Origin of the sequence: Streptomyces sp. NPDC001027 (assembly GCF_040299045.1) — a bacterium.
Classification (GTDB): domain Bacteria; phylum Actinomycetota; class Actinomycetes; order Streptomycetales; family Streptomycetaceae; genus Streptomyces.
This window is the reverse complement of record NZ_JBEPBI010000376.1, coordinates 1-5,425: the sequence shown is the minus strand read 5'-3', so window position 1 is coordinate 5,425 and position 5,425 is coordinate 1. Positions and strand designations below refer to the sequence as shown.

Below are 5,425 nucleotides of genomic sequence, written 5' to 3'. Positions count from 1 at the left end.
GACCGGAGCGCCCGGGCCGCCGGGACGCGGTGCGCCCTGCGGACGGGGCGCCTGCGGACGCGCCATGCCGGCGTTGCCGCCGGACGTGAAGGGGTTGTTGCCCGGACGCGGACCGGCCGGACGGGCGCCGCCCGGACGGGGCGCGCCACCGGGGCGCGGGCCCTGCGCGGCGGCCGGACGCTGACCGCGGTCACCACGGTCGCCGCGGTCCTGGCCCTGACCGGCGCCGGGGCGACCGGCGGGACGGGGCGCGCCGGGGCGCGGCGCCTGCGAGGCCGGACGCGGGGCGGACTGTGCCGGACCCGCGGGCTGGGCCGGGGCGGCCGGGGCCGACGGCGGAGCGGTGAACTCCGGGGCGGCGGGGGCCGGACGCGGGGCGGGCCGGGGGCCCGGACGCGGGCCGGGGGTCGTCGGCGCGGGGGCCGACGGGGCCGACGAGGCGGCAGGGGCGGCGGGAGCCGCGGGCTGCTGAGCCGTCGGAGGCTTGGGGGCGGCCGGCCGCGGAGCAGCCGGGCCCGGACGGGCCGCCTGCGCCGGAGAGGGCGCACCGGGCCTGGGGGCAGCCTTGCGCGGGGCGGGCTTGCCGCCGCCCTGGAAGGCGTCTGTCAACTTGCGGACAACGGGCGCCTCGATCGTCGAGGACGCCGAACGGACGAATTCACCGAGTTCCTGGAGCTTGGCCATGACGACCTTGCTCTCCACCCCGAACTCCTTGGCGAGTTCGTATACCCGGACCTTAGCCACTTCGCTCCTTTTAGGTCCGGGTGTGTCCGGACCGTCGCTACTTCATGGGCGTACTCATCGCGTGCTCATCGAGTGCTCATCGCAATCTCGACCTACTTCCAACTCGCGGGGTACCAGAGCCGCACGGGGGTTCCGTGCGACGCCTTCTTACGGTGTTGCCTGCTCGGCAACGGTCGTCTGCTCGACGTACTGGCGCAACGCCTTTGTGTCGAGCGCTCCCGGGGCTCGCAACGCCCTCGTGAACGCCCGCCGGCGTACCGCCTGATCGAGACAGAACGGGGCGGGATGCAGATACGCACCCCGGCCGGGCAGCGTACCGCGTGGATCAGGGACGCACGCGTCCTTGATCGCCACGATGCGCAGCAGCTCCGTCTTGGCCGCTCGCTCCCGGCACCCCACACAGGTGCGTTCAGGGCATGCTCCGGCGTGCGTCCGGCCAGACACAGCTAAGTCTACCTCCCCGTGCCGACCTCACCCCTTCAGGGCGTGGGTCGAACACTTGCCGCACAGAACTCTGACGTGATCTCAGCCCACTCAGGCCGAGATCTATTCCTCCGTCTGTTCGGTGTCCGGACGGATGTCGATCCGCCAGCCGGTCAGACGGGCGGCCAGACGGGCGTTCTGCCCCTCCTTGCCGATCGCCAGGGACAGCTGGTAGTCCGGCACGGTGACGCGCGCGGAGCGGGCTCCGAGGTCGACGACCTCCACCTTGGACACGCGGGCCGGGGACAGGGCGTTCGCCACCATCTCGGCCGGGTCGTCCGACCAGTCCACGATGTCGATCTTCTCGCCGTTGAGCTCGCCCATGACATTGCGCACCCGACCGCCCATGGGGCCGATGCAGGCGCCCTTGGCGTTCAGACCCGAACGGGTGGACCTGACGGCGATCTTCGTGCGGTGACCGGCCTCGCGGGCGATGGCGGCGATCTCGACGGACCCGTCGGCGATCTCCGGCACCTCCAGCGCGAAGAGCTTCTTCACCAGGTTGGGGTGCGTCCGGGAGAGGGTGACGGACGGGCCGCGCACGCCCTTCGCCACCCGGACGACGTACGACCGCAGCCGCAGGCCGTGCGGGTAGGTCTCGCCGGGCACCTGCTCCTGCACCGGCAGGATGGCCTCCAGCTTGCCGATGTCCACGAGCACGTTCTTCGGGTCGCGGCCCTGCTGGACGACGCCGGTGACGATGTCGCCCTCACGGCCGGCGTACTCGCCGAGCGTCGCGTCGTCCTCGGCGTCGCGCAGGCGCTGCAGGATGACCTGCTTGGCCGTGGTGGCGGCGATACGGCCGAAGTCGGACGGGGTGTCGTCGAACGTACGGGGCTCCTGCCCCTCCTCGAGGTCCTCGGGGTCCTCCTTCGCCCACACGGTCACGTGCCCCGATTGCCGGTCGAGCTCCACGCGCGCGTGACGGCGGCTTCCCTCGGTGCGGTGGTAGGCGATGAGGAGGGCCGACTCGATCGCCTCGACCAGCAGGTCGAAGGAGATCTCCTTCTCCCGCACCAAGCCCCGCAGGGCGCTCATGTCGATGTCCACGGCTACGCCTCCTCTTCCTTCTCGTTGCTGTCGCTCTGGCCGGCCGGGTCGTCCTTGCGGTTGAACTCGACCTGTACGCGTGCCTTGCCGACGTCGCCGAAGGCGAGTCGGCGGGCGGTGGCCTTGCGGCCCTTCACGCCGGGCACCTCGACGTCGAGCCCTTCGTCGTCGACCCGCAGGATCCGGGCGACCAGCTCGCCGCCCTCGCCGAGCTGGAATCGGACCAGCCGGCCGGCGGCGCGCACGTAGTGCCGGTGCTCGGTGAGGGTGCGCTCGGCGCCCGGGGTTCCGACCTCGAGGGTGTACTCGCCCTCGCCCATCGCGTCCGTCTCGTCGAGCTTCGCCGAGAGCGCGCGGCTCACATCGGCGATCCGGTCCAGGTCCGCTCCGGTGTCGGAGTCGACGACGACGCTCAGCACTCTTCTGCGGCCTACCGAGTCCACGGTGATCTCTTCGAGATCCAGACCCTGGGAGGCGACGAGCGGTTCCAGGAGCTCTCGCAGCCTCTCGCTCTGGGTGGTGCTCATCCGGGTGACTCCTCGGCCGCGTGTGCTGTTGTGGGTGGGGGCTCGTGTCTGGTCAAAGGGTATCCGGTCGCAGGGAGTGTTGCCGTCCACCTGTGCACGGACGGCGGTGGGGCCCCCCGCGCGCGGTGCCGCTGAGTGGTGCGCGGCGGGCGCGCGGGTACGGTGATCACGGGTTCGCCGCCCGCCAGGACAGGTCCCGGTGCCGTCCTGGTCTCCGTACGAGTTCGCCGAGGACGTCTGCCGTGCCGCTCCCCCACCCCTCGCGCACCCCCTCGGGGCCGCGAAGAAGAACCCTGCTCGCCTCGGCCGCCGGGGCCGCTCTGCTGGCGGGCTGCTCCGCCGGCCCCGAGGGGACCCCGAAGAGGGCGAGCGGCACCCCGTCGGTCACCGAGCGGGTACGCGCGCGTGCGGCGCGGGAGAGCAGCGGCCTGCTCGCGCGGTACGACGCCGCGCTCGCCGTCCATCCGGCGCTGGCGGCGCGGCTGGCTCCGCTGCGGGCGGAGGTCGTCCGGCATGTGGCGGCGTTCGGGGGCGTCGGCACGGCGTCCCTCTCCCCCACGGCCACCGCCACCGGTACCGGTACCGGTACCGACAGTCCTTTGGCCTCCGCCTCGGCCTCCGCGACCGCACCGGCGGGCGCCTCGGCCCCGTCGGCGGCAGCCCCGCCTCCGGGCGCCCAGCCTTCCGCCGTCCCGCCTCCCGCCGCCGCGCCGGCGACCGAGCGGGACGCCCTCGTGGGGCTCGCGGCCGCCGAGCGGGCGCTCGCCGACCGCAGGGCCGCGGAGCTGCTGGATGTTCCGGGCGAGCTGGCCCGGCTGCTGGCCTCGGTGGCGGCGGCCGGCGCGGCGCACGCCTATCTGCTGACGGAGGGGACGCGATGAGCGGGGAGACGGGCGCGGAGCTCACGGCGCTGCAGGCGGTGCTGGCCGCCGAGCACGCCGCGGTGTACGGGTACGGGGTGGTCGGCGGCCGCGTCGGCGAGGACCGCAGCTCCGAGGCGCGGGCGGCCTACGACGCGCACCGGGCGCGGCGGGACGCGCTGGCCCGGGACGTGCGCGACCTGGGCGCGGAGCCGGTCGCCGCGAGCGCCGGGTACGCGTTGCCGTTCCCGGTGGCGGACTCCGCGACGGCGGTCCGGCTCGCCGCCGACCTGGAGGACCGCGTGGCCGGGGTGTACTCCGACCTGGTGCGGGCAGCGACCGGGGCACGGCGGCGGGACGCCGCGGGCGCGCTGCGGGAGGCGGCGGTCCGCGCGGCGCGCTGGCGGGGCGGGAGCGTACCCTTCCCTGGGCTCGCCGAGCGGGGCGGTACGGATCCGGCCACGGCGTCGGCGTCCGCGGCGGCTCCGGACGCGGCGGCGGGAGTGCCCGCGCGTTAGGGCGAGACGCGCCCTGGACGAGAGGCGGGCGACGGCTCGGGCGGCCACGGGCTCGGGCGATTCGGCGGCGACGACGGCGGTTGCGGCGACAGCGGCTGCGGGGACGCCCACGGCTTGACCGGGAGACGGAAGGGAACGACTCGCGCATGGCTTTCGAACCGCCGCAGCGTCTGGTCCGGGCACTCGGTGAGACGGCACCGGACGGTGACAGCTGGTTGGAGACGCTGCCGGAGGCGGCCCGACAGGCCGTCGCGCTACGCGAGTTGACCGTCGACCGGGTGCAGGCGCCGGGCGGCCGGTCCAGCCTCGTCGTGCTCGTACGGCGGGCGGACGGGTCGCCGGCCGTGCTGAAGCTGGCTCCGCCCCGGTTCCGGCCGGAGGCCGAGCGGGCCGCGCTGACGCACTGGGACGGTCTGGGCGCCGTCCAGCTGCTGGACGGGCCGACGACGCCCGGGGTGCTGCTGCTCGAGCGGCTGCACCCCGATGTGTCCGTGCGGTCCCTGCCGGAGGCGAAGGCGCTGCTGGAGGCGGCCGGGACGCTGCGGCGGCTGTGGGTGCAGCCCCCGGCCGGCCATCCCTTCGAGAGCGTCGCCGACCGCACCGGGCGGCAGGCGGAGGCCATGCGGGCGAGCGCCTCGACGGAACCCGATGTGGCCGCCCTGGTGGACGCGGCGCTCGCCGCGCGCGAGGGGCTGCTGGCAGCGCCGCCCGAGCGTCTGCTGCTGCACGGCACGTTCCGGCAGAGCAAGGTGCTGGCGGGAGAGCGGATGCCGTGGCTCGCGGTGGGGCCCGACCCGGTGACGGGAGAGCGCGCGTTCGATCTCGCCCGGCTGGTGCGGGACCGGGTGGAGGATCTGATCGCCTCGCCGTCCGGGGCGACGACGACCCGCCGGCGGGTGAAGCGGCTCGCGGAGTCGCTGGAACTGGACCAGGAGCGAGTGCGGGGCTGGACCCTGTTCCGGGCGGTGGAGTCGGGCGTGCGCGCGCTGCGGGTGGGGCGCCGCAAGGACGCGGAACTGCTGCTGGAGTTCGCCGGCTGGCTCTAGGCCTCTGCGAAAGCAGAGAGATCGCCGGTGGGGCTCCGAGGACGCACGGCGCGGTCGTCGTCCGGGCCCCTGACAGCCCCGGCCGGCATTGCGCGTGCGACGCGGTGCCCGTCGTGCCTTCGCGGACCGGCGCCGGCCCCGGTTGCCGTTGCCCGGCCGTCGTGGCCGTTCCCCACCGTGGTGACGTTCTGTCACGC

At 74.8% G+C, this 5,425-nt stretch carries 7 protein-coding genes; 3 read left to right on the top strand and 4 right to left on the bottom strand.

Annotated features, from left to right (window positions below; translation table 11 throughout):
- From ABT300_RS40965 to rimP, 4 genes are all read right to left on the bottom strand, one after another.
- On the bottom strand, positions 1–744 hold a 744-nt coding region (locus ABT300_RS40965; protein WP_351687368.1), incomplete at its 3' end, for a translation initiation factor IF-2 N-terminal domain-containing protein.
- Between the two features lie 147 nt (positions 745–891).
- A complete protein-coding gene (locus tag ABT300_RS40960) occupies positions 892–1,188 on the bottom strand; it encodes a YlxR family protein (protein ID WP_351687365.1) in 297 nt (98 codons plus the stop codon).
- A gap of 102 nt (positions 1,189–1,290) precedes the next feature.
- A complete protein-coding gene (gene nusA / locus ABT300_RS40955; protein ID WP_107441648.1) occupies positions 1,291–2,277 on the bottom strand; it encodes a transcription termination factor NusA in 987 nt (328 codons plus the stop codon).
- A gap of 2 nt (positions 2,278–2,279) precedes the next feature.
- The gene (gene rimP, locus ABT300_RS40950) at positions 2,280–2,804 is read right to left on the bottom strand and encodes a ribosome maturation factor RimP (RefSeq protein ID WP_351687362.1); all 525 of its coding nucleotides are present in this window, start codon (positions 2,802–2,804) and stop codon (positions 2,280–2,282) included.
- 242 nt (positions 2,805–3,046) lie between these two features.
- On the opposite strand from rimP, the gene ABT300_RS40945 reads away from it, so the two are divergent.
- From ABT300_RS40945 to ABT300_RS40935, 3 genes are all read left to right on the top strand, one after another.
- Complete coding sequence (locus ABT300_RS40945) at positions 3,047–3,685, top strand: hypothetical protein (protein WP_351687359.1); 639 nt, start codon at positions 3,047–3,049, stop codon at positions 3,683–3,685.
- Complete coding sequence (locus ABT300_RS40940; protein WP_351687358.1) at positions 3,682–4,182, top strand: ferritin-like domain-containing protein; 501 nt, start codon at positions 3,682–3,684, stop codon at positions 4,180–4,182. The genes ABT300_RS40945 and ABT300_RS40940 overlap by 4 nt, the downstream gene beginning before the upstream one ends.
- 146 nt (positions 4,183–4,328) lie before the next feature.
- Positions 4,329–5,228 (top strand): aminoglycoside phosphotransferase family protein, encoded by a 900-nt coding sequence (locus tag ABT300_RS40935; protein WP_351687355.1) that lies wholly within the window; start codon positions 4,329–4,331, stop codon positions 5,226–5,228.
- The last annotated feature ends 197 nt before the right edge of the window (positions 5,229–5,425 follow it).

Bases quoted from the DNA above. Each gene is read 5' to 3' on its own strand.
- rimP (WP_351687362.1), bottom strand. From the start codon at position 2,804: ATGAGCACCACCCAGAGCGAGAGGCTGCGAGAGCTCCTGGAACCGCTC.
- ABT300_RS40940 (WP_351687358.1), top strand. From the start codon at position 3,682: ATGAGCGGGGAGACGGGCGCGGAGCTCACGGCGCTGCAGGCGGTGCTG.
- ABT300_RS40935 (WP_351687355.1), top strand. From the start codon at position 4,329: ATGGCTTTCGAACCGCCGCAGCGTCTGGTCCGGGCACTCGGTGAGACG.